Genomic DNA, 23,386 nt, shown 5'->3' with positions numbered 1-23,386 from the left:
AGCTTGGCTCTCCTGTATGGTCTTAGGACGAAAAGAATGAAAAAACACCTTGCCCTTGTGTGTATCGCACTGCTCAGCAGTGGCAGTTTTGCCAAAACCGTGACCAATAAAAGTCCTGTTGCAGATCAGGTCGGTTATAGCTTTGGTTATTTAATGGGGCGCAGCAATGCGGAAACCTTAAAAGATATTGATCTCGAAGCCTTCATTGCTGGCTTAAAAATGGCAACACAAGACCAAGCCGCCAGTTTAAGCGATGAAGAAATGGCACGAGTGCTGACTCAATTCAAAAAGCAAGCCGAAGCCAAACAACTGATTGAGCTTAAAAAAGTAGCCGATAGCAATGCTAAAATTGGGCAAGCCTTTTTAAACAATAATGCCAAAAAGGCAGGGGTCAAAGTCACCAAGTCTGGCTTGCAATATCAAGTCTTACAGGCAGGTACGGGCAAATCACCCAAAGCCACCTCTACCGTTAAAGTCCATTATGAAGGTCGTTTAATTGATGGTACGGTATTTGACAGTTCTATCGCCCGCGATCAAGCTGCAGAATTTCAGGTCAGCCAAGTCATTCAAGGTTGGACTGAAGGCTTACAACTCATGAAAGTTGGTGCCAAATATCGCTTCTTTATTCCTGCTGCTCTAGCCTACGGTCAAATTGGCTCAGGCGATGCAATTGAGCCAAACAGCACGCTTATTTTTGATGTGGAACTTTTAGAAATTGTAAAATAATCCAAAGCCGCATCATCTTTAAACAAAAAAATACCGCAATTTAAATTGCGGTATTTTTTCAGATCAACTTCGCTTCATTAAGGTTTTAAATGACGTGGTCTAAAACCCGTTGCCAACAATCCAACCCCATAGGCCACTACGCCCACCACACACAGCGCAGTGACTTCTGCCACACGCATCCATTGTGATACATCACCGTTATACCAAGTTAAGGCATACCACAACGCAGCAATCATCACGGCATTTGCCACTGCAAACTGCACCATGAGTTTTTTCCAGTGCGCACCAAAACGGAAAATCTTGCGTTGATGCAAATAGAAATACAACATGCCTGCATTCACCAAAGCCGAACCTGATGATGCCAGTGCCAATGCCATGTGTTCAGCTTGCCAGTCAATCAGTTTAAAGAAGCCAATAAACACCACGTTTAAAATCGCATTGGCAGCCACAGCCATTAAACCCACACGTACTGGTGTTTTGGTGTCTTGCTGTGCATAAAAACCCGGTGCAAAGACTTTAATCAGCATGAATGAAATCACCCCTGCACTCATACATTGCAAGGCCAAAGCGGTCATTTGCGTATCTTTAAAACTAAACTGACCACGCTCAAACAAGGCTTGGATAATAGGCGTTGATAACATAAACAGTGCAATACTGGCAGGGACACCTACCAAAATAATCACCCGTGCAGCCCAGTCCATCATGCCGCGGAATTTATCCATATTTTGTTCTGCATGACGCGCAGACAGTGACGGTAAAATGACCGTCCCAATCGCTACACCAATTAAGCCCAAAGGTAGCTCTGTCATACGTTCCGCACTATACAACCACGACACCGAACCATCCTGCATAAAAGATGCCCAAATGGTGTTGAGTAGCAGGTTAATTTGCGTGACCGATACCCCAAATAAAGCAGGCAGCATCAGCTTCATAATCCGATCCACCCCTTCATGCTTGAAATCAACTTTAGGGGGAATCAGCAGCTTTTTACGCCATAGTTCTGGAATTTGAATCGCAAGTTGTAAAGCACCCGCGATAATCACCGCCCAACCCAGTGCCATAATCGGCTCTGCCATGTACGGTGTGAGCCATAATGCACCTGCAATCATCGCCACATTCAGCAATACAGGCGCAAAGGCAGGCGTGGTAAATGAGCCATAGCTGTTCAAAATACTGCTGGCAAATGCCGTCAGCGACATAAACAACAAATAAGGAATGGTCAGGCGGAACATATCGGTGGCTAGCGCAAACTTTTCAGGGTCGCTATGGAAACCCGGTGCGTAGATATACATCACCGCAGGCGCAGCCACCATGGCGGTAAAGGTTAGCCCTGTCATTACCGTCATTAAACAGCCAAAAACCCGACTAATTAAAATTTGTACTTCGGCATGAGTGCGGCTGGTTTTATATTCGGTCAATACAGGAATAAATGCCTGCGAAAACGCCCCTTCGGCAAACAGTCGCCTGAAAAAGTTGGGGATACGAAACGCCACCACAAAGGTATCGAAATCTTTACCTGCACCAAACACATTCAGCAATACCACATCACGGACTAATCCTAGCACCCGTGACAGCATGGTCATTGCACTGACAATAAAGGTCGATCGCCAAAGCGCCATCGTTACCACCCAATTAAAAATTTAGTCGCTATTGTAATCAAAGCATCAACAAAGTTTTGTTATTGATTGATCAATTTTTCCTGTGATGTCGAAGCTTTAAGTTGAGATAACTGTTCACGAAAATACTGCCAGTCAAAATACGGCCCTGGATCAGTTTTACGTCCCGGTGCAATATCGGAATGTCCTGCAATATGCTGTTGAATACTCGGATAGGCCTGCTGCAAACTGTGTACCACCTGCACCAAACTCTGATATTGCGCTGTTTCAAAAGGCAAGTCATCACTGCCCTCTAATTCAATCCCAATTGAATAGTCATTACATTCAGGCTGTGCCAAATAACTAGAACGCCCCGCATGCCACGCCCGATCTGCAAAATTAACAAATTGCAGCACCTCGCCTGTTCTTAAAATCAACAAATGTGCCGAAACCTGCAGGCCTTGAATGGTCTGAAAGTAAGGATGCTGCGACCAATCCATTTGGTTCTGAAAAAATTGCTCAATATAACCACCACCAAATTGTGACGGCGGCAAACTAATATTGTGAATGACCAGCAATTGAATCTCTTGGTCTGTCGGACGGGCGTTGAAATTCGGAGATGGGACTTGTCTTGCCCCTTGTAATTGACCCTCAACCACCTGAAACGACGGCACATGCTGCATAAGGCAATCCCCAAACCATTAGAATAGAAAAATAGAACAGAAATTTCAGTTTAATGCCAACGCGTGACAATGAACATCTTAAATTACACCCGAACGTGGCTAAAAAACACATCCTGACGCAGAACAGTGTTAATATAACGCGCAATTTTCATGGGCAAGATCGACACGGAAAATCTTATGAGCATCTCTCCAGCTTTGCTTGAACAATCCATCCAAATCAATATTCAGCAAGCCTTGCATGAAGATATTGGCGATGGTGATATTACCGCATTATTGACCCCTGAAGATGAGCAGGCCACTGCCACCATTATTAGCCGTGAAGACATGATTTTGGCAGGTCAACCGTGGGTAAATGCCCTGATTCAAGCATACGATGCCAATGTGCAAGTCACGTGGTTAAAAAATGATGGCGACCACGTTGCTGCCAATGAAGCCTTTTTGAAATTGGCAGGTTCTGCACGCAGCCTGTTAACGGTAGAACGCCCTGCGCTGAATTTTGTGCAAACCCTGTCTGCTGTTGCGACTAAAACCGCAGCCTATGTGCAACAACTTGAAGGCTTAAATACCAAACTGCTAGATACCCGTAAAACCTTACCGGGTTTACGCATTGCACAAAAATATGCTGTCACGGTCGGTGGTGGACAAAACCATCGTTTAGGCTTATTTGATGCCTTTTTGATTAAAGAAAATCACATTATGGCAGCAGGCGGCATTACTCAGGCAATTGCCAAAGCACATGCCATTGCTCCGGGCAAACCTGTAGAAGTTGAAGTGGAAACTTGGGATGAACTAAATCAAGCCCTTGAAGCCAAAGCTGATATTGTGATGTTGGATAACTTTAGCCAGCAACAAATGATTGATGCGGTCAAGCATGTGGCAGGTCGTTGTAAACTTGAAGCGTCGGGCAACATCACCATTGAAAATTTACGTGAAGTGGCTAGTACAGGCGTAGATTATATTTCGATGGGTGTTTTAACCAAAGATGTCAAAGCTGTGGATTTATCAATGCGTTTTAATGCGTAAACGATTACTTTTAAAATTAAGGGTGCAATCTGCACCCTTAATTTTTTCCAAAAATTGATTTTAAGGAGGCAAATGAGCCTCCTTTTTTTATGCCTCAATTTTGAATTTAATCATCGTCCTTGTTGTCGTTGTCGTTGTCGTTGTCGTTGTCGTTGTCGTTGTCGTTGTCGTTGTCGTTGTCGTTGTCGTTGTCGTTGTCGTTGTCGTTGTCGTTGTCGTTGTCGTTGTCAGAAGCTTGACCGAGTACACTACGATTGTCTTCATTTTCACGCTCAGTACGTGAATCACATGCAGTTAAAAACAACATCATGGCAGACATTAAAATAATCAATAGTTTCATGCTTTCCTCCTCTTTTCATTCAGGCTCTTTGCATACAGTTTTCCATCTTAAAAGAACGCATCCTGCAATATTGTAGCTTTTTGCTTCACGCTTCCTATCGCAATCTAAATCTCATCCATAAAAAAACGCATCCGAAGATGCGCTCTTAAACAGCAGAAAAACATCAAAAAGCTTAGCTTACCAACCTAAAGCTTGCTGCTGTTTTTTTACCAATTCCTGAATACCTTTTTCTGCCATTTCCAACATGGCATTACATTGCACACGATTAAACGGCTTATCTTCAGCAGTACCCTGAATTTCAATAAATTCACCTGCTTGTGTCATCACCACGTTTAAATCAGTTTGGCAATTTGAATCTTCTTCATAGCACAAATCCAATAACACTTGGTCTTGGTACATGCCCACAGAAATTGCAGCCACCAAACCCTTTAATGGGTCATGCTTAATTTTTTTCTTTTCCAGCAACACATTCATAGCATCAATCAATGCCACTGCTGCACCTGTAATGGCTGCAGTACGGGTACCGCCATCGGCCTGAATCACATCGCAGTCAATGGTAATGGTGTTTTCACCCAGTTTCTTCAAATCGACCATGGCACGCAAGCTACGACCAATTAAGCGCTGAATTTCCTGTGTACGTCCGCTTTGTTTACCACGCGCCGCTTCACGGTCACTACGGGTATGAGTTGAACGTGGCAACATGCCATATTCTGCAGTTACCCAACCTTGTCCCTGCCCTTTTAAAAAGCGCGGTACAGAGTTATCAATACTTGCGGTACACAAAACTTTGGTATGACCAAACTCTACCAACACTGAACCTTCAGCATAGCGAGTATAGTTACGGGTAATTTTTACCTCACGTAATTGATCTAAAGCTCGTTGGTCAATACGCATAATGTGTCCTTATTTTTGGCTCAAATAAATTGCCCGCAAGTATAACAGATGCCACAGCGCAGGTCGCTTTTCCAAAGCTTGACGTGTGCTGTTTCGGTAAATTTTGCCTGTATTTTTACAAAGTGGCTTCATTCATCTTTTAGTATTATCGTGAAACACAGGTTTTTGTTAGACTGCGCGGCACTGGCAGAATCAGGAAATACAATGTCGATTCGGGAAGAACGAAAACAACAAAGTCGTCAGGCAATTATGGATGCAGTGCTGCAACTCAGCAGCGCAGGACGTGCATTTAGCAGCATTAGCTTAAGAGAAATTTCACGACAGATTGGACTGGTGCCCACCGCATTTTATCGGCATTTTCAAGATATGGATGAGTTGGGGCTAGATTTGGTCGATCAAGTTGCCTTGCACATTAAAGGTATTTTGTATCAGTTGGGACAAGCTTATTTATACCAACCCGATGCACAGACCGAAAAGGCATTGACCCTATTTTTTAAATCTGTCGATCAACATCCACAACAATGGATTTTTTTAATTGCCGAACGCTGGGGCGGTTCGACCATTTTACGGCAAGCCATCGCCCGTGAAATTGATTTTTTAATTGAAGATTTAGCTAATGATTTACAACGGGTCGAAAGCGTACAACATTTTCAGCATGCTGAAGATTTTCACATTCTGGCCAATATTTTAATTAATTTATCGTTAAATTGGGCAATGAGCTGGATTGGTTTAGAACGCCAATTTGAAGCCGAAAAATTACCTGAACAACAGCAGCGTTTTATTCAACAAACCATTACTCAAGTACATTTATTATTTCGTGGCATTTGCCACTGGCAACGTCCGCAGCCTGTCGCAGATTAAACATACAACACACTTTTAACCTGCAATAAAAAAACCGCAATGACGTTGCAATCATTGCGGTTTTTAGCGATGCGCTGCTGATTCAGCCTTGCATCATCTTGTTATTGCATCTGCTTATTTCTTAGCTTTACGCTCTTGATCAACCAAGTAGTTCACTACTTGAATCACTTTGCCGTTATCGCCTTGAACGATATATTTACCATTCACCACCACCGCAGGTACACCTGTCAATTGGTACTGACGCGCCAATTGTTTAGCTTGTGAAATTTTAGAGGTGATCGCAAACGAGTTAAACATGCTGTTAAATTTCGCTTCAGGTACACCATATTTCACAAAGAATTTAGCTTGTGATTGTTGGTCAAAAATTTGCTGACCTTTGTCATGAATGGCATGGAAAAGTGGCAAGTGAGTTTTCTTGCGCACACCCAAAGCTTCAGACACATAATAACCACGTGCATTCATTTCCCAAACAGGATTCATGGCTGCAGGAGTACGCACAAAATTCACATCTTTAGGTAACTGGCGTAACCATGTTTGCATATATGGTTCTAAAGTAAAGCAGTGACCACAGCCATACCAAAAGAACTCACGCACTTCAATTTTACCTGGTACATCAACCTTACCCGGGTTGGCGACAACGCTATAATCTTTACCTGCTACAAAATTTGCCGCCATAGTGCTACCAGAAATAGCAAAGATGGCAGTTGCCAAACTACCTAAAAGGAATTTTTTCATTGCGTTTATAATCCTCTAAATCATTCTGTTTAGTGTATGGCAACACTATAAATCAATTATGCTGATTTCGTTTTCCTTCTGTGAACTTTTTTACAGCTTTTATCGCTTTTTTTAGAATTAACGCTACACTAGGGTTTATATCTATTTTTCCAATTATCACGACCCAATTGAGGTGGCACCCATGTCGCATTTGAATGTTGATCCACAAGAAATTGCCAAATTTGAAGCATTTGCAGCCATATGGTGGGATCAGCATTCCGAGTTCCGTCCCCTGCACATGATTAATCCACTGCGCTTAAACTGGATTGATGAGCACGCAGGCGGCTTGGCAGGCAAGAAAGTGCTAGACGTCGGCTGTGGTGGTGGTATTTTGGCAGAAAGCATGGCTCGTCGCGGTGCCAATGTGCTTGGAATTGATATGGGCGAAGCACCTTTAAACGTGGCACGCCTGCATGCAGAACAAGAAGGCGTACACAATATTGAATATCGCCAAATTCCTGTTGAGCAATTGGTAGATGAGCAAGCTGGTCAATACGATGTGGTGACTTGCATGGAAATGTTAGAGCACGTACCTGATCCGGCCTCGATTATTCAAGCCTGCCAAAAACTGGTCAAGCCGGGCGGTCATGTATTTTTCTCGACCATTAACCGCAACCCTAAATCATACCTATTTGCCATTATTGGGGCAGAATACGTGCTGCGCATGTTAGCCAAAGGCACACACGATTATCATAAATTTATTAAACCGTCTGAATTGGCACACGACATTCGCCAAGCGGGTTTAAAACTTAAAGATATGACGGGTTTACACTACAACCCACTGACTAAACGCTATTGGTTGGCACCTAATGTTGATGTGAACTACATGGTTTACACGGTCAATGAGGCAACAGAATGAAAGCCGTTTTATTCGACCTCGATGGCACCTTAATTGATACCGCTGCAGATTTTATTCGCATCATTCAAGACATGTGCCACGATAAAGGCTGTGAGATTGTGGCAGCAGAAGCCATTCGCACGCAGGTGTCTGAAGGTGCACGGGCGATGGTCAAATTGGTCTATCCAGAACTTGAAGTAGATGACCCTGTATTTCTTGCGCATCGACAACGCTTTTTAGACCTGTACGGCGCAGATATTGCAGTCGAAACTGATCTGTTTGAAGGCATGTATCCACTGCTTGATGCGTTGGAACAGCGTCAAATTCCGTGGGGTATTGTCACCAATAAACCGCGCTGGCTCAGCGAAGCACTGCTCAAAGCACTGAATTTAACTGAACGCTGTGCAGTTTTGGTCTGCCCTGAAGATGTTAGCCGTACCAAGCCAGACCCAGAACCTATGTATTTGGCGGCCAAACAGATTGAAATTGCCCCAGAACATTGTATTTATGTGGGCGATCATCCACGTGATATCGATGCAGGTCGTAACGCCAATATGTATACCATTTTGGCAGCATACGGTTATTTACCCTTGCAACACAAAGATGACTTAACAGCATGGCAAGCAGATTGTATAGTGGATTCAGTGACTGAATTACATACGGTTTTAGACAAATTGGTGCTGCAAGCTGCAACGCAAAACAGCAGTGCCAATGCTTGAATCAGTCCTGTAAAGCGATGACATGAAACTCAACCCATAAGCAATAAGAAATGAACAGGAGGGATGCCCATGAAATACTCAGAATATCAACCTCGCCCCGATCTTCTCAAAGATCGTATTATCCTGATCACAGGTGCGGGTGATGGTATTGGACGAGCGGCTGCCCTCAGTTATGCGCTACACGGAGCAACCGTAGTGCTGCATGGTCGTACCTTAAATAAACTTGAAGTGATTTATGATGAAATCGAAAGTTTAGGCGCACCACAACCTGCTATTTTGCCGCTGCAGCTTTCAAGTGCTTCACCACGAGATTATGAATTACTGGTCGATACCCTAGACAAACAATTCGGACGTTTGGATGGTATTTTGCATAATGCAGGCATTTTAGGCGAACGGACTGAGTTGGCAAATTACCCTGCCGATGTTTGGGATGACGTCATGGCAGTGAATTTACGTGCGCCATTTGTACTCACTCAGGAATTATTACCACTTTTGGCAAAATCGGAACATGCTTCAGTCGTGTTTGCCAGTTCAGGTGTAGGTCGTGAAGCACGTGAACGCTGGGGTGCTTATTCGGTGTCTAAAATTGCAATTGAAGCGGTGAGCCAGTTATTTGCCAAAGAACAGGTGCATCCAAATATTCGCTACAACTGCATTAACCCGGGTGCAACCCGCACTGCCATGCGTGCCAAAGCCTATCCTGATGAAGATCCAAAAACTTTACCTACACCCGATGCCATCATGCCTGCCTATTTATATTTAATGGGCGATGACAGCTTGCACATGAATGGTCAAAGTATTGATGCACAGGATTAGTCCTGTGGTTTGATCCGAAGAAAGGAAGCGCTTGCTTCCTTTTTTATGGACTTAACCTAGCATATTGCCAATTTTTGCGCATGGATTTGCGGTAAAATGGCATCGCACAAGCATCTTCAGGTTTCTACCCTGCCTATTTTTGGCAGCACAAAGCCTGATTGCCATGCTTCACATTTCAATTCAACCTCAACGATGCAGAGAGCAACATGACTGAATTAAACAACATCACCGTGACACCACTTGAAGATGGTATGGTGTCTTTATTGATTGATGGTCAGCCTATTTCTGAAAAATATGGCATGAAGTTTGAAGCCAGCATCGTAGATGACATTCAGGCACTCGACAACGGTCAGAAAATCAAACTGTTTGATCAGTTTGTGTTTTCACATACCGATCTCAATTTTGAACACGCTTACCACTATGTCACTGGCATTGAAAAGTTGGATGATCGCTATCACGTGGTTAAAAACTTTGTCTATCGTATTAAAATTGAAGGGCAACCTGAAATTGAACACGTGATTACAAAACAAGGTGCACCGATGACAGCTGAAGATGTACGTGAATTTATTAATGCACATATTCAAAAATCACTCACCGACTATACCGACTTAAACTACGCCTATTAAGCAAAAATCACGGCAACGGGGGGTGTTAATCGTTTTGCTGAATTGATTTTATAAAATTAAACGGTTTTACAAATTACATACATCACCTATGCTTGATGCATCTCCACAACAAGCATTAGGTAAATTGTGATGACTGATATTCAACGTAAAACTGCCGTGATTCAAAGTATTGAAAGCTTGCAATTAGGTCAGCATTTAATTGTGGCTTTGGATGATCGTGAAACAGCCGAATGTGTTGCCATCGCTGTGCAATCTTTACAAGGCTTAACTGAACATTGGAACTAAAGCAGACCATAGCAGTACGCTGCTATGGTGATGCCTCATCCTTTCCTGAGTACAACAAAAATCATCTAGCCTATTTTTCTGAGCTATACCTGCTAAATTTCGTATTTTGTCGCATAATAGAATCTATACCATGCCGCATCCTGCAGAGCGTATTTAAAAAATTCATGTGCTTTCTTCACAGTTTCTCTGCATTTAATGGTTAAAGTATGAACTGTGATATCAAGATGAGAGAATGAGGGGTTTACATGAAAAAGATTTTGACAGTTCTGGCAATGTCTTTCAGTGCTTTACTAAGCAGCAATTTTGCAACTGCCGCTCCTCAATTTGATCGAGACTCTGCTGACCATCCTCGTCACCAAGCACACAATAAACGTGAATTTCGTGCCGATGCTGAAGAGCGTATGCAAGACAAACGCCGCATGCGTGAAGAACGTGGTGTAAAACGTCTACAGCAACATAAATGGCAAACGGGTTATGTCATGCCGCAGCATTATCGTGGCAATGGTTATAAAGTCGATTATCAGGAACATAACTTGCCCCGCCCTGAACGCAAACAACAATGGTATAAAATCAACCAAGACTACATTTTGGTCGATGTCGAAAATCACCAGATTTTGCGTATCGCAGGTTTATAGACCTACTGCTGTACATACACAAGCTCTAAATCCATAGCCCAAAGTCCACTTTGGGCTTTTTTATAGGATGATGCTCACACTCATCTTATTGTTGTGAAATATCCCGCTCGAGCTCTCCTTGTTTTCTCCATAAAATTCACAATTCACCTCAATTTCCACCATCGTTTATCTTGAGTATTTGATTAATTTGAACACATCAACCCATATTTAAAACTGAAGGTAAATCCCATGAAAAAATTACTCAGCACCTTAGCACTGTCTTTAAGCGCAATCATGGCAACATCGGCCATGGCAGCACCCGACCATCGTTATGATGATCGTCGTCATCAAGCGAGTGCAGCATATAAACATCAAGACAAGCGCTGGGACAATCCACGTCATCATGCACAGTGGGAACAAAAGCGTTATGATCAAAAACGCGTGAATCCAAGTCGTGACTGGCGTGTAGGTCAAAACCTCCCACGCGGATATGATGCGAACCACTACAAAGTCAGTGATCGTGAAGCACGTCGTTTACCCAACACAGGTCGTTATCAGCAGTGGTATAAAGTCAACGGTGACTATGTGCTGATTAATGAGCGCACCCAGCGTATTATTCGTATTATTGGCTAAAACCGTTCAGCCTGAGCTGAAAAATAGCATTTCTCCACAACACCTGAAGCACCATTCAGGTGTTTTTTTATATTTAGTCTTCCGCTGCAGAATTTTTTGATTAGAATCAAAGACAGCACCATCGATCATTACAGCAGGCCAACGAATGACTCCAACTGAAAACCCGCACAGCACAACCTTACAATATGTGCATTGGTTTAGACATTCTGCGCCTTATATCAATGCCCACCGCAATAAAACCTTTGTGATTATGTTCGATGGTGAAGCGGTTTTGCATGAAAACTTTCAGCACATTATTCATGATATTGCCCTACTACACTCGCTTGGTATTCGTTTGATTTTGGTACATGGTGCGCGTCCACAAATTAATCAAAACTTAAAATTCAGCCAAATTGATACACCGTTTCATTTGCAACGTCGTGTCACCACTCGTGAATCTTTATCGTGTGTCATGAATGCTGTCGGTTCAATTCGCCTGCAAATTGAAGCCTTATTGTCGATGGGGCTAGCTAACTCCCCTATGTACGGCGCACGGATTGATGTGGTGTCGGGTAACTTTATCACCGCCAAACCGTATGGCATTCGTGATGGGGTCGATTATCAACTGACTGGCGAAGTCCGCACTGTAGATGTCGATGCCATTCAACGCCATTTAGAAAATCATAATATTGTGTTGCTCGGTCCAACAGGTTATTCCACCACAGGTGAAGTGTTTAACTTGTTGGCTGAAGAAGTGGCAACTAAAACTGCCATTCAATTAAAAGCTGACAAACTGATTTTCTTAGGCGCACAACACGGTTTGCAAAATGCTGAAGGTCAATTGCAACGTGAAGTTCATCCGCAACATTTAAATCCATATATTGAAGATGCTCAGCGACATCATCCCGAACTAGCTTTACATTTAAATGCAGCCCAAGATGCCTCATTAAACGGCGTACATCGGGTACATCTCATTTCCTATGCCTACGATGGTGCTTTACTCGAAGAACTGTTTACCCGTGATGGTTCAGGGACGATGGTGAGTGATGCACATTATGAAGAAGTGCGTACGGCCAATATTCAGGATGTAGGCGGTTTGATTCGTTTATTACGTCCTTTAGAAGAAGAAGGCGTGTTGGTATATCGTTCACGTGAGCGTCTGGAAAATGAAATTGGACAATTTGCAGTGATTGAACGTGACGGCATGATTCTCGCCTGTGCCGCCTTGTACCCCATTCCGACCACAGGTCATGAACTCAAGTCGGCCGAAATTGCCTGTGTCGCGGTGCATCCTGCTTATCGTAAATCCAACCGTGGTCGCCAAATTCTGGATTATTTAGAAGATAAAGCCAAAACCATGGGTATTCAGCAATTATTTATTTTAACCACTCGCACCGCACACTGGTTTTTAGAACAGGGCTTTGCACCTGCCAGTGTCGATGATTTACCCGATGCACGTCAGGCTTTATATAACTATCAACGCAACTCAATTGTGTGTAAAAAACGGCTCTAAGCGAAACTTTTGGTACGCTGAATGACACAGCACAATCAAAACCCAGAAATGTTTCACGTGGAACATGCTGCCGATTAAATCAGGTCATCACACCTATACCTGTCAGCACGGCAGTGTAGGGATGATCAAAATTGGCAGCACTCACACCACTGTTTAGTTTTTTTAAATAAAATTGATACAAGACAGAAGAAAACTTCACTTTTACCATTTATAAATAAAATCAACAAACGCTAATCATTTAGTCAGAAAATACATGAGCAAATATACTCCCCAACCCTAATTGGTTTTTTGATTGATTGCATAGCTAAACTACAGAATAAACTAAAAATATTTTAAAAATACATCTTTAAAAGATGCACAAGCCTGATGATTTGCCGTACAATTAATAATTCCCTTTTTTCATTGTTTTAAAATTACGAATGGAACAAAAAAAGAGTACACAAAAACGCCATCAGCTTCTCAATGCTGCACTCGACGTATTTTCTTTATACGGATTTAGCGGCGCAAGTTTGGATGAAATCGCACAAATTGCAGAGATGCATAAGTCGAATATTTTCTATTATTATGAAAATAAAGAAGCCTTATATGTTGAAGTACTAACTACAGTACTACAAAAATGGCTTGCACCTTTGCAAATGCTCGAAGCTGAACTCGAGCCTGATGAAGCAATTACCAATTATCTGCTGCAGAAAATTGAGGTTTCACGTACTCAGCCGAAAGCATCACGTCTATTTGCATTAGAAGTGATTCAAGGTGCGCCACATATTCAGGAAATTTTAAAAGGCCCTCTGAAAAAACTGGTCAAACGCAAAGCCAAAGTCATTACCATGTGGCAAGAGCAAGGCAAACTGTCTAAGCAGATTGATCCTGAGTTGCTTATTTTGAATATTTGGGCGATTACCCAAAACTATGCCGACTTTGCAACGCAAATGGAAATGGTGACAGGTAAAACCCTGCGCAACCGCAGCATGTTGCAACGTGTCTTGCAACATACAGTTCACATGATGCTCTACGGTATTATGCCGCGTCAGGACGAAGTGGATGCACCTCAAGCCGCTGTGGTCACTGCCACACCTGAACAAGAATCAGAAGACTAATTGCACAGCACTAACTAAGATACGCACTTTTACTCACGACCCTAGTTATGACTAGGGTCGTGGCGTTTTGGCAACGATATTATTTAAGACCCTGATACAAAGACAATAGTTTTTGCGCACCCAACAACAAGTTTTCTTCCCAGTCTAAATGCGCTGTATCATTGGCACCATCGGTAATATATTTCACCGACAGCATCCGCACCCCTAATTTTTTACAGACTTTGGCAATCGCATAGCCTTCCATGTCAACCAACTGACACGGTACTTTGGGCGTACCCGTTTCAAAGCTATCCCCCGTACCACAAATACCACTTGGCAAATGCTCAAAATAGCGTTCCAAATGAATTTCTGCAGGATGTTCCTGATCCATTGGCGTGACCCCCACCTGAAAACCCAACGGAGAAACATCCATATCGCGCTGCACAAACTGGCAGACTTCCACCAAAGCATGTGCATCAAAATGTGAGCTGCCAGCTGTGCCTAAATTCAATAAAGTTTTACAACCTGTCTTTTGAATCACTTCAAAGGCTTTAAATGCAGCATTGACCTTGCCAATGCCACTGTAATGCACCTGAATCCCAGCCTGCTCAAACAAGCCTTTAGACTCACTGGGCAATGCCATAATTAAAGCGAAATCAGAATTCATCACTATTTACTCGTACAGATCATTGAAACTGGGCACATTAGAAAAGAAAATCTGACGCGGTGCAAATCCAGTTCACCTTTAGCGCTCAAATAGTCGGATTTTGCCTGATTTTCAGATAATTTTTCAGGTTAAAAACACAACAGCAAGACGAAAGCGCGAGAATATGGCAATATATAGCCCTTACAAATTTTCAACTTTCATCCGATCATGCAGCTGCTCCGCCTGAATGCTTTATCTTCAACCACCGACCTCGCCCAAACTGCCGTGACCATTGGCAATTTTGATGGTGTGCATGTCGGTCATCAGGCGATGATTCAACAGCTCAAAGAAGTTGCTGCTATGCAACAACTCAAAACCGTGGTGATGCTGTTTGAACCTCAACCACTGGAATTTTTTAAAGGCTACGATGCTCCACCACGCATCAGCTCGTTGCGGGAAAAAGTCGAATATCTGACTGAATTGGGCATCGACTACATTGCAGTAGCGAAATTTGACAATCATTTCCGCAGTTTAAGCGCCGAAGCCTTTGCAAAACTTTTAAAAGATACCCTGAATGCCTCGCATTTGGTCTTGGGTGATGACTTCCATTTTGGTAAAAACCGCCAAGGCAATAGCGAGTTTTTGCGCAACTATGGCTTTCAGGTCACCAATTTAAACACCATTGAACTAAATGGTGAGCGTGTTAGCTCAACTCGTATTCGTCAAACCTTACAAGCAGGTGATTTGGCACTGGCAGCCAAACTGCTTGGACGCCCATATAGCATTACAGGGCGCGTCCAATATGGCGATCAAATTGGTCGCACACTTGATTTTCCAACCATTAATGTACGCTTAAACCGCCATAAACCCTGCTTAAATGGCATTTATGGCGTTGAAGTGGTCTGTGAAACCACCGCTTTAAGCGAAAAAGTCAAACACGATCATCCTCACAAAACGGGTGTTGCAGGCTACAGCCCGAACAGTCTGTTTGGTGCAGGGCATGTGGGTACGCGCCCAGCCATCCAACAAGTACAGCCCGAATGGCGATTAGAAGTACATTTCCCCAATGTTTCTGCTAATCTGTATGGCTTATTAATGCGGGTCACATTTTTAAACTATTTACATGGCGAAAAAAATTACCCTTCGCTTGAAGCACTCAAAGCGGGAATTGATGATGATGTTGAAAAACTTCTTGAATTTCGACAAGATCATCCCGATTTCCCTTTTTAATTTTACCCTGAATATTTAATGTAAAACGCGTCAGTCCATGGGCTGATTCAACTGGAAGACAACTTGCATGAGCGATAAGCAAACTCCTGAAAATGCAGTGGATTATAAAGCCACGCTAAACCTCCCAGGTACTGAATTTGCAATGAAAGCAAATCTCGCAGTACGTGAAGCGAAATGGTTAGAAGAGTGGTATGCCGACAACATTTATCAGCAGATTCGTGCATCGCGTATTGGCAAGAAAAAATATGTGCTTCACGATGGCCCTCCATACGCCAATGGTCAAATTCACTTAGGTCATGCGGTCAATAAAGTCCTAAAAGACATCATTATTAAAAGCCGTGTCATGGATGGCTATGACGCACCTTATGTTCCAGGTTGGGACTGTCACGGTTTACCAATTGAACTTAAAGTAGAAGAAAAAGTGGGTAAGGTGGGTGTAAAAGTCGATGCTTCGACTTTCCGTAAAGCCTGTCGCGAATATGCTTACACCCAAGTCGAATTACAGAAAAAAGACTTCGTGCGTATGGGTGTATTTGGTGATTGGGACAATCCTTACCTCACCATGAACTTCAAGCAAGAAGCCGATATCGTGCGTTCATTGGGTGCAATTGCCAAAGCAGGTCATATTGAACCGGGTCTTAAACCTGTGAACTGGTGTTTGGACTGTGGTTCTGCATTGGCAGAAGCCGAAGTTGAATATGAAGATAAAAAATCCGATGCAATTGATGTCGGTTTTGCTGTGGTCGATTTAGCCGATTTATCTGCACGTTTGGGCGTTCAAATTACCGATGCAACAGATATCGTGATTTGGACCACAACACCGTGGACTTTACCTGCGAACCAAGCCGTTGCATTACATGCCGAAATTGAATACCAATTGGTGAAGGCACGTGCCGATGAAAAAGCACCACAAAACTTTATTTTGGCCAAAGAATTGGTACTGTCAGCAACTGAACGCTATGGCTTTAGCAGCTATGAAGTATTGGCTGACTTCACAGGTGACAAACTCGAAAACCTGATCTTACAACATCCACTGATTCAAGCACGCCAAGTACCTGTGATTTTAGGTGAACACGTGACCGCAACAAGCGGTACAGGTGCAGTACATACCGCGCCTGGACATGGTGTGGACGACTATAAAGTTGGCTTACAATACAACCTAAAAGTTGACAATCCTGTCGGTGGCAATGGCGTATATTTACCTACTGCACCAATCTTTGCAGGCGAACACATCTACAAAGCCAATCCACAAATTATTGCGACTTTGGCAGAAAACAATAAGCTGTGGGCACATCACCCAATCAAACACAGCTATCCGCACTGCTGGCGTCATAAAACCCCAATTATTTTCCGTGCCACACCACAATGGTTTATCAGCATGGATAACCAAGGTTTACGTCAAGGTGCATTGAATGCGATCGAAAATGAGATCAGCTTCGTGCCAGATTGGGGTAAAAACCGTATTCAAGCCATGATTGAAGGCCGTCCAGACTGGTGTATTTCACGTCAGCGTACTTGGGGTGTGCCAATTCCATTCTTCGTACACAAAGACACCAACGAATTACACCCTCGCACACCTGAATTGATCGAAGACGTTGCAAAACTGATCGAGCAAGAAGGGATTGATGGTTGGTATAACCGTGAAGCCAAAGACTTCATTGGTGATGATGCCGAGCACTACAATGCAGTACGCGATACATTAGACGTATGGTTCGACTCAGGGACAACCCACTACGCTGTACTACGTGAGCGTGAAGAACTACAAGACCCTGCCGATCTTTACCTTGAAGGTTCAGACCAACACCGTGGCTGGTTCCAGTCTTCATTGCTGACCTCAATTGCCATCAATGAACGTGCACCATATAAAGGCTTGTTAACGCACGGTTTCGTGGTCGATGAAAAAGGCCGTAAAATGTCGAAGTCATTGGGCAATATCATCACCCCACAAGACATCATTAAAGACATGGGTGCAGACGGCTTACGTTTCTGGATCGCATCTGCAGATTACCGCTATGAAATGACTGCAGGTAAGGAAATCTTTAGCCGCGCATCAGACGGTTATCGTCGTATCCGTAATACCTTGCGTTTCTTGTTGGCCAACTTAAATGGCTTTAAACCATCGACAGATGCGCTTCCTGTAGATCAATTGATTGCTTTAGATCAATACATCCTGCAACGTGCCGCAGAAGTGCAAAAAACCATTCAGCAAGCCTATGAAGATATGAACTTCCATATCGTAACCAGTGCGCTGACCAACTTCTGTATTAACGATTTGGGTGGCTTCTACCTCGACATCATTAAAGACCGTCAGTACACCACTAAAGCCGACTCACAAGCACGTCATTCTGCACAAACCGCTTTGTATCACTTGGTTCAGGCTTTCGTTCGCTGGATGGCACCAATCTTAAGCTTTACGGCACAAGAAGCATGGCCACTCATTCCTGAGCAATCAGAAAAATATGTCTTCACTGCAGAATGGTATGACATTCCAGTGGCTTCTGAAGCCAACATCTTGGCAGAAGCGGAATGGCAAACCCTAATTGCAGTTAAATCTGCCGTCAATAAATTCATTGAAGCTGCACGTACTGCCAAAACCGTTGGTTCCAACCTGTCTGCTAAAGTTGAGCTTTGGGCGAATGACGAACTCAAAGCCGTATTGGATAAACTAGGCGATGAGCTGCGTTTTGTTCTGATTACTTCACAAGTGATTGTGAATAGCTTTGATGCTGCACAAGGCGAAGCCTCTGATTTAGATGGCTTGAACGTGAAAGTTTCTGCAGCAGATGGCGAAAAATGCGTACGTTGCTGGCATGTACTCCCTGATGTGAATACACATTCTGCACATCCAGGTTTGTGCTCACGTTGTATTATCAACCTTCCAACAGGTCAAGGCGAAGAGAGAAAATATGCCTAATCCACAACACAAAAAGGGCTTATTCCAGTTCTTTCCACATAATTTATGGTGGGTGGGCTTGTCCATTGTCGCGATTATTCTCGACCAATGGACCAAATGGATTGCAGTATCGCATCTGAATTACGCAGATCCTGTGCCTGTATTGCCCTTTTTGAATTGGACTTTACTGCATAACTATGGCGCTGCCTTTAGTTTCTTGTCCGATGCAGGTGGATGGCAACGTTATTTCTTTACCTCACTGGCAGGTTTAGTGTCTGTAATTTTTGTATTTTGGCTGATGCGTATGCCAAAAAATGTCATCGTACTGCCTTTGGCGATTGCCTTGATTTTAGGCGGTGCGATTGGGAATTTAATTGATCGGGTCAGCCTTGGCTACGTGGTCGATTTTATTCACGTGTACTACAACAACAGCCACTTCCCTGCCTTTAATATTGCAGACAGTGCCATCACGCTTGGCACAATTTTGCTGTTAATTGATACGTTTTTCCTAGAAAAACACCGAATTGAACGAGCGCAGGCGCAACATGACTGAAATTATTAATCCAAATGATGAAACTCGTATTGAAGATGGCTCAAAAGTCGAGTTGCACTTTTCTGTCGCCATTGAAAATGGTGTAGAAATTGACAACACCCGTAGCCGCGCTGAACCTGTAAGTTTGGTCATGGGCGATGGCAGCCTATTACCTGGTTTTGAAAAGTCATTATTTGGTTTACGTGCAGGTGACCGTCGTACCGTGAGTCTTCCACCTGAAGAAGCATTTGGTCCATGGAATCCTGAAAACGTACAAACTTTTGATACGGTTAAATTTGAGCAACATCCAGTTGAAGGACACATGATTGAATTTGAAGATAAAGCCAAACAAAGCCTCTATGGCGTGGTGAAATCTGTCAACGATGATGTGACTGAAGTAGACTTTAACCACCCTTTAGCGGGTAAAAATATTACCTTTGAAGTTGAAATCTTAAGAGTGACCCCAGCAGGACAACAAGGTATTAAGTTGATGTAATCAATTTGCATACTTACTGCATCTTTCTGCTGTTCAAATCTCCCAAGTACAAGAAAATGAATTTGGGAGATTTTTTATTGAATAAGATAATTATTAAATATAATCAAATACTTAAAATTAAATAAATCCAGTTTATTGATCTATATTTTACCGATATATCGTTGTACGTTTTAGCTTACATGCACTGCAGAAAATTGACGCTAGGCAAAGATCAGCTTTCATTTTATATTTAACACATACAGAAACAGGATGTTTCTAAAAGCAAGAATAACAATAATAAATAATATAACGGCAGGACGCTGAAAGGTATAACAGGAGTAATACCTAAACATAAATCTGAAAAAGCCCCGACATGATGTTGGGGCTTTTTTCTATTTGTTTTTTGTCCTACTTTGAAATAAGTTTAGACCTGAAGAAATTTATTTTATGGAGCCACCAATTTAAGCAATCTGGCAGATTGACCATCTTCAATCACCCAAATATTGCCATCCTGTGCTTGAAGTACGCCACGAATCCGCTGACCCATCTCGATACGCTGTAACTCCCGAACAGGCTGTGCTTGCGTATCCACCACAATAATTGCTTTTGAAGATAAACCACCAAGAATGGCTTTATGCTTCCAGTGTGGAAATACATCTCCCGTATAAAACATCAAACTTGAGGGAGAGATGACAGGCGTCCAATCCAGCACTGGGGCTGTAAATTCAGGACGAGTCGCATGGTCTGGAATTGGCAAACCATTATAATGATCACCGTTCGACACCAACGGATAGCCATAGTTTTCGCCTTTGGCAATCAGATTCAACTCATCACCCCCTTTAGGTCCCATTTCTGCAACCCAAAGCTGCCCTGTAGAATCGAATGCCATGCCTAAAGGGTTGCGATGCCCCAAACTCCAGACTTGCTTGGCAATCTCTCCATGTGTTTGAAATGGATTGTCTAAAGGGGTTGTGCCATCTGCATTTAGACACAAAATTTTGCCTAAATTAGATTTTAAATCCTGAGCAGGTTCAAACTTTTGTCGCTCACCAGAACTTATCCACAATTTGCCATCTGCACCAAACTTTATACGATGCGCATAATGTCCTTGTCCCGATACTTTCGGCACTTGCTGCCAGATTCTTTGAATTTGGGTGAGTTTTGGCGTGGGTTTGGCATCTAATACAAGCTTGCCCCGAATCACGACTGCACCGTAACCACCCGCACCCGCTTCGGCATAACTTAAATAAATCTGCTGATTCTGTTTAAAGTCAGGATCTAAAATGACGTCACCCAAACCACCTTGTCCGCCATAGGCGACTTCAGGGATAGCTTGAACATCTAAGCTTTGACCTGTTTTTGGATCAAAAAGTTTTAATTTCCCCGCTTTTTCTGTAATTAATAGGCGTCCATCGGGTAATTCTGCCAATGCCCACGGCTCATTAAAATCTGCAATTGGCTGTATTTGATAGCGTTGTAAATTTTGTGCAGAAGTTGATTTTGACTCTAAAGCAGCCGTGTTCTGTTTCGGCTCAACTTGCGCATTACACCCTGTAGTTAAACCCAATACAACTAGACATATAAATCCATAGTATTGCCGATTTATCTTGAGCATCCTAATTGCTCCTCTATTCATTCAATCTTTGCTTGTGCTAATCAAGACATCATAATCAATGAAATGTACCTCGTGCACAGTAGAAATGTAGCGATACACACTTTCTTACTTAAATCTTCTACAAAGTGAATAGGCAAAAAATTAAGGAGCAATGCTCCTTAATTTCAAAGTCCCAAAACACTAACGATCAATTAACTATAAGATCGGCTGGCTTTTTTAACCACGCTTGGCTCACTCACCACCTGTGATGTACTTTGTAAACGAATCAGTGCTACTGCAATTGCACCAATCACTGCAGGAATCGCCACCGCCAAAAAGTTCATTTTATGTGGTAAATCCATGCCCAAAAGTACGCCAATAATAATAGGGCCTACAATCGCACCGACACGCCCCACTGCAGAAGCACAGCCGATACCTGTAGAACGAATCGTAAGTGGATAATACTGAGCAACAAAGCTATACAATAAAATACTGCTGCCAATGGCAGAAGCACCTGCTAAGCCCACCAATAAATAAATCACAGGCTGTGGTGAATTAAAGCCTAGACCCACTAGAGAGAATGCGCCCAATAAAAACATGCCAATAATCACAGGTTTTAAGTGGAAACGGTCTGCTAAAATCCCGCCACTGATGGTTCCGATCACAGCACCAATGTTCATCGCCATTAAGAACATTAAACTGTTACCCAGCGAATAACCTGCTGCCATCATCAGTTTTGGCAACCAACTGCCCAAAGCATAAACCATCAACAAACACATAAAGAAGCAGCACCAAAACAGCAAAGTACTCATGCCACGGTTATTTTGAAATAAGGCTGCAATTGAGGCATCTGCGGTTTGTACTTCATTTAATACAAATTGTGTTTGTGGGCTGATATTTTCTTGTGGGCTAATTTGCTGGACGATGTGACGCGCTTTTTCATGTTGCTGTTTTTTCACCAAAAAAGTTAAAGATTCTGGTAAGAAAAACCACAATAAAGGCAAAATAAGTAACGGTAATCCCGCAATATAGAACATCACTTCCCAGCCAAAGCTAGGCGTCAACCATGCACCAAGTAAGGCTGCCATAATGCCGCCCACGGCATAGCCGCTGAACATGGTGGTAACTAAGGTACTACGCATTTTTTGTGGTGCATATTCAGAGGTTAAAGCCACGAGGTTAGGCAATACCCCGCCAATCCCTAAACCTGCAATAAAACGTAAAATACCAAACTCTGTTGGGTTGGATGCAAAGCCGCCCCAAAAAGTAAAGCCACTAAATAACGTCACACAAATTAATATGACATTTTTACGGCCAATTTTGTCTGCCAACATGCCAAACAGCATGGCGCCAAACATCATGCCTGCCAGTGCCGTACTCGCAAGCATACCTGCCTGTACAGCCGTCATATTCCATTCTTGCATCAGTAGTGGTAAAGCCACACCGTTAATCGCCAAATCATAACCGTCAAAAATAACGACAAATACGCACCAAAGTACAATTTTTAAATGAAAAGGTTTAAACTTTGCTTGATCCACTACAGCATTCACATTCATTGTTGTTGCTGTCATTTTTCCCTCACCTCCAATTGTGAGCTTTTTATTTTATAAAAAATGAATGGTTATTCACTTTTGTATATAAAATGAATCAATATTCACTTTTTGTCTACAGCAAAAACTTAACTCTGGTTAATTTTCTTAAAAACCTAGACTAAAGTTGTAGATAAATTCGACCAAATAGACTTGCAGTAATTTATGATATTTTGATATATGCTATATTTTTCACATAATTTATTATTGTAAATATATTGTTTTAAACTTCTTTCTTCTACTTTTCTTCTTAATATTTTCCTTTCCGTATAAAAAAGCCCCCTTGACGTTTATGTCAAGGGGGCTTTGAATAATGAGCTGGCGATGACTTACTCTCACATGGGTAACCCCACACTACCATCAGCGCGAAGAGGTTTCACTTCTGAGTTCGGGAAGGGATCAGGTGGTTCACTCTTGCTATGGTCGCCAGCA

At 42.7% G+C, this 23,386-nt stretch carries 24 protein-coding genes and 1 rRNA gene; 16 read left to right on the top strand and 9 right to left on the bottom strand.

From position 1 onward, the window contains the following. The first annotated feature begins 36 nt into the window (after positions 1-36). On the top strand, positions 37-726 hold the full coding sequence (locus FTU66_RS06910; RefSeq protein WP_004974089.1) for an FKBP-type peptidyl-prolyl cis-trans isomerase: 690 nt from the start codon (positions 37-39) through the stop codon (positions 724-726). Positions 727-803: 77 nt separating this feature from the next. On the opposite strand, the gene murJ is transcribed toward FTU66_RS06910, so the two are convergent. Both murJ and ampD read right to left on the bottom strand, forming a co-directional pair. Next, positions 804-2,354, bottom strand: coding sequence for a murein biosynthesis integral membrane protein MurJ (gene murJ / locus FTU66_RS06905; protein ID WP_171287394.1), 1,551 nt, complete (start codon positions 2,352-2,354; stop codon positions 804-806). Between the two features lie 50 nt (positions 2,355-2,404). Further along, positions 2,405-3,004 (bottom strand): 1,6-anhydro-N-acetylmuramyl-L-alanine amidase AmpD, encoded by a 600-nt coding sequence (ampD, locus tag FTU66_RS06900; RefSeq protein WP_004974083.1) that lies wholly within the window; start codon positions 3,002-3,004, stop codon positions 2,405-2,407. A gap of 177 nt (positions 3,005-3,181) precedes the next feature. Here ampD and nadC point away from each other — a divergent pair, with 177 nt between their 5' ends. Next, positions 3,182-4,027, top strand: coding sequence for a carboxylating nicotinate-nucleotide diphosphorylase (nadC, locus tag FTU66_RS06895; protein WP_180112530.1), 846 nt, complete (start codon positions 3,182-3,184; stop codon positions 4,025-4,027). Positions 4,028-4,133: 106 nt separating this feature from the next. Here nadC and FTU66_RS06890 read toward each other — a convergent pair whose 3' ends face one another. Together FTU66_RS06890 and rph are read right to left on the bottom strand one after the other, a co-directional pair. Further along, positions 4,134-4,367, bottom strand: coding sequence for a hypothetical protein (locus tag FTU66_RS06890; protein WP_179997043.1), 234 nt, complete (start codon positions 4,365-4,367; stop codon positions 4,134-4,136). 177 nt (positions 4,368-4,544) lie between these two features. Continuing rightward, positions 4,545-5,261, bottom strand: a complete 717-nt coding sequence (gene rph / locus FTU66_RS06885) for a ribonuclease PH (RefSeq protein WP_004974074.1) — start codon at positions 5,259-5,261, stop codon at positions 4,545-4,547. A 204-nt stretch (positions 5,262-5,465) separates the two neighbouring features. On the opposite strand from rph, the gene FTU66_RS06880 reads away from it, so the two are divergent. Then, positions 5,466-6,122: a TetR family transcriptional regulator gene (locus FTU66_RS06880; protein WP_004974072.1), complete on the top strand. Its 657-nt coding sequence runs from the start codon at positions 5,466-5,468 to the stop codon at positions 6,120-6,122. Positions 6,123-6,236: 114 nt separating this feature from the next. On the opposite strand, the gene FTU66_RS06875 is transcribed toward FTU66_RS06880, so the two are convergent. Then, positions 6,237-6,857: a thiol:disulfide interchange protein DsbA/DsbL gene (locus FTU66_RS06875; protein WP_004974070.1), complete on the bottom strand. Its 621-nt coding sequence runs from the start codon at positions 6,855-6,857 to the stop codon at positions 6,237-6,239. Positions 6,858-7,038: 181 nt separating this feature from the next. On the opposite strand from FTU66_RS06875, the gene ubiG reads away from it, so the two are divergent. From ubiG to FTU66_RS06830, 9 genes are all read left to right on the top strand, one after another. After that, complete coding sequence (gene ubiG / locus FTU66_RS06870) at positions 7,039-7,755, top strand: bifunctional 2-polyprenyl-6-hydroxyphenol methylase/3-demethylubiquinol 3-O-methyltransferase UbiG (protein WP_004974063.1); 717 nt, start codon at positions 7,039-7,041, stop codon at positions 7,753-7,755. Then, positions 7,752-8,453: an HAD family hydrolase gene (locus FTU66_RS06865; protein WP_179990219.1), complete on the top strand. Its 702-nt coding sequence runs from the start codon at positions 7,752-7,754 to the stop codon at positions 8,451-8,453. Before ubiG ends, FTU66_RS06865 begins: the two co-directional genes overlap by 4 nt. A 69-nt stretch (positions 8,454-8,522) precedes the next feature. Beyond that, complete coding sequence (locus tag FTU66_RS06860; RefSeq protein WP_004974058.1) at positions 8,523-9,269, top strand: YciK family oxidoreductase; 747 nt, start codon at positions 8,523-8,525, stop codon at positions 9,267-9,269. A 206-nt stretch (positions 9,270-9,475) separates the two neighbouring features. Beyond that, a complete protein-coding gene (locus FTU66_RS06855) occupies positions 9,476-9,895 on the top strand; it encodes a hypothetical protein (protein ID WP_178867025.1) in 420 nt (139 codons plus the stop codon). Between the two features lie 129 nt (positions 9,896-10,024). After that, positions 10,025-10,180, top strand: a complete 156-nt coding sequence (locus FTU66_RS06850) for a hypothetical protein (RefSeq protein WP_004974054.1) — start codon at positions 10,025-10,027, stop codon at positions 10,178-10,180. A gap of 245 nt (positions 10,181-10,425) precedes the next feature. Continuing rightward, the gene (locus FTU66_RS06845; protein WP_180052144.1) at positions 10,426-10,815 is read left to right on the top strand and encodes an RcnB family protein; all 390 of its coding nucleotides are present in this window, start codon (positions 10,426-10,428) and stop codon (positions 10,813-10,815) included. 228 nt (positions 10,816-11,043) lie between these two features. Further along, positions 11,044-11,427 (top strand): RcnB family protein, encoded by a 384-nt coding sequence (locus tag FTU66_RS06840; RefSeq protein WP_180112529.1) that lies wholly within the window; start codon positions 11,044-11,046, stop codon positions 11,425-11,427. Between the two features lie 145 nt (positions 11,428-11,572). Continuing rightward, positions 11,573-12,919, top strand: a complete 1,347-nt coding sequence (gene argA, locus FTU66_RS06835) for an amino-acid N-acetyltransferase (RefSeq protein ID WP_004974049.1) — start codon at positions 11,573-11,575, stop codon at positions 12,917-12,919. 419 nt (positions 12,920-13,338) lie between these two features. After that, a complete protein-coding gene (locus FTU66_RS06830) occupies positions 13,339-14,016 on the top strand; it encodes a TetR family transcriptional regulator C-terminal domain-containing protein (protein ID WP_136144515.1) in 678 nt (225 codons plus the stop codon). A gap of 79 nt (positions 14,017-14,095) precedes the next feature. On the opposite strand, the gene FTU66_RS06825 is transcribed toward FTU66_RS06830, so the two are convergent. Then, positions 14,096-14,662: a 5'-methylthioadenosine/S-adenosylhomocysteine nucleosidase gene (locus FTU66_RS06825; RefSeq protein WP_136144516.1), complete on the bottom strand. Its 567-nt coding sequence runs from the start codon at positions 14,660-14,662 to the stop codon at positions 14,096-14,098. Between the two features lie 207 nt (positions 14,663-14,869). Between FTU66_RS06825 and ribF the strand changes: the two genes are divergently transcribed. From ribF to FTU66_RS06805, 4 genes are all read left to right on the top strand, one after another. After that, entirely contained in the window at positions 14,870-15,871 is a 1,002-nt protein-coding gene (gene ribF, locus FTU66_RS06820) for a riboflavin biosynthesis protein RibF (protein WP_179997042.1), read from the top strand. 67 nt (positions 15,872-15,938) lie between these two features. Continuing rightward, complete coding sequence (gene ileS / locus FTU66_RS06815) at positions 15,939-18,785, top strand: isoleucine--tRNA ligase (protein ID WP_180112528.1); 2,847 nt, start codon at positions 15,939-15,941, stop codon at positions 18,783-18,785. Beyond that, the gene (gene lspA / locus FTU66_RS06810; protein ID WP_180112527.1) at positions 18,778-19,317 is read left to right on the top strand and encodes a signal peptidase II; all 540 of its coding nucleotides are present in this window, start codon (positions 18,778-18,780) and stop codon (positions 19,315-19,317) included. Before ileS ends, lspA begins: the two co-directional genes overlap by 8 nt. Beyond that, positions 19,310-19,792, top strand: coding sequence for a peptidylprolyl isomerase (locus FTU66_RS06805; RefSeq protein ID WP_180112526.1), 483 nt, complete (start codon positions 19,310-19,312; stop codon positions 19,790-19,792). The genes lspA and FTU66_RS06805 overlap by 8 nt, the downstream gene beginning before the upstream one ends. 424 nt (positions 19,793-20,216) lie before the next feature. Here the strand turns inward: FTU66_RS06805 and FTU66_RS06800 are convergent, their stop codons facing one another. The 3 genes from FTU66_RS06800 to rrf all read right to left on the bottom strand — a co-directional run bounded on the left by FTU66_RS06800 (position 20,217) and on the right by rrf (position 23,385). Beyond that, positions 20,217-21,386 carry a PQQ-dependent sugar dehydrogenase gene (locus FTU66_RS06800; protein ID WP_178867010.1) on the bottom strand — a complete coding sequence of 390 codons (1,170 nt, stop codon included), beginning with the start codon at positions 21,384-21,386 and terminating at the stop codon, positions 20,217-20,219. A 191-nt stretch (positions 21,387-21,577) separates the two neighbouring features. After that, entirely contained in the window at positions 21,578-22,936 is a 1,359-nt protein-coding gene (locus FTU66_RS06795; RefSeq protein ID WP_136144752.1) for an MFS transporter, read from the bottom strand. A gap of 334 nt (positions 22,937-23,270) precedes the next feature. Continuing rightward, positions 23,271-23,385, bottom strand: a 5S ribosomal RNA gene (gene rrf, locus FTU66_RS06790). Position 23,386 lies beyond the last annotated feature (1 nt).

The sequence above is a fragment of the Acinetobacter sp. YH12131 genome (assembly GCF_013418635.1).
Classification (GTDB): domain Bacteria; phylum Pseudomonadota; class Gammaproteobacteria; order Pseudomonadales; family Moraxellaceae; genus Acinetobacter; species Acinetobacter towneri.
Note: the sequence above shows the minus strand (reverse complement) of the source record. Positions and strands in the feature narration are given on the sequence as shown.